Genomic DNA, 748 nt, shown 5'->3' with positions numbered 1-748 from the left:
GCACCCACGTCGCCGTGATCGCGGCCGGGACGCTGCGGGCCGCCGGCACGCTCGAGGAGGTCCGGGACGGGCGCGACCTCGAGGACCGCTTCGTGGACCTCGTCGGCGGCCGCCACGGCTCGGAGGGGCTGGCATGGCTCTGACGCTCGTCCGACTGCGCTGGACGCTGACCCTGAACCAGTGGCGCCGGTCCCCGTTCACCCTGGTGGTGAGCGTGCTCGGCGCGCTGTACGTGCTCGGCATGGCCGCCGTGGCGGTGACGCTGCTCGTCACGGGCCTGCCCGCCCTGCCGGACGAGGCCCGCGGCGCCACGACCGTGCTGGTCGCCGCCGTCGTGGTGCTCGCCTGGCTCGTCATCCCGCCGTTCGTCACGGGCGTGGACGCCACGCTCGACCCGCACAGCTTCGTGCTCTTCCCCGTCCCGGCCCGCACCCTCATCGCCGGGCTGGTCCTGAGCGCCTTCACGACGCCGGTCGGGCTCGCCACGCTGGCCGTGCTGCTGGGCCTGGGGGCCAGCTGGTGGGACCGGCCGGCCGCGCTGGCGGCGGGCCTGGCCGGGGGCGCGTTCACCGCGGTGACCGCCGTGGCGATCGGCTCCGGCCTCGCCGGCCTCCTGGCCGCCTACGCGAGCCGGCGTCGGGTGCGGGACGTCGTCTCCGTCCTGCTGTTCATCCCGCTCATGCTCGGCGGCGTCGCCCTTTCGCAGGCCATCGCGTCGTTCGAGGACTTCCTGGCGATCGCGCCCCAG

Annotated in this window: 1 protein-coding gene; it reads left to right on the top strand. The window is 75.7% G+C overall.

Annotated features, from left to right (window positions below):
* Positions 1 to 133: 133 nt before the first annotated feature.
* The coding region (locus UN64_RS21835; RefSeq protein ID WP_216352819.1) for a hypothetical protein at positions 134 to 748 on the top strand (615 nt) is incomplete at its 3' end.

This window comes from Fictibacillus arsenicus (assembly GCF_001999465.1).
GTDB lineage: Bacteria > Bacillota > Bacilli > Bacillales > Fictibacillaceae > Fictibacillus > Fictibacillus arsenicus.
The sequence above is the reverse complement of the archived record's forward strand: the minus strand, read 5'-3'. Positions and strand labels throughout refer to the sequence as shown.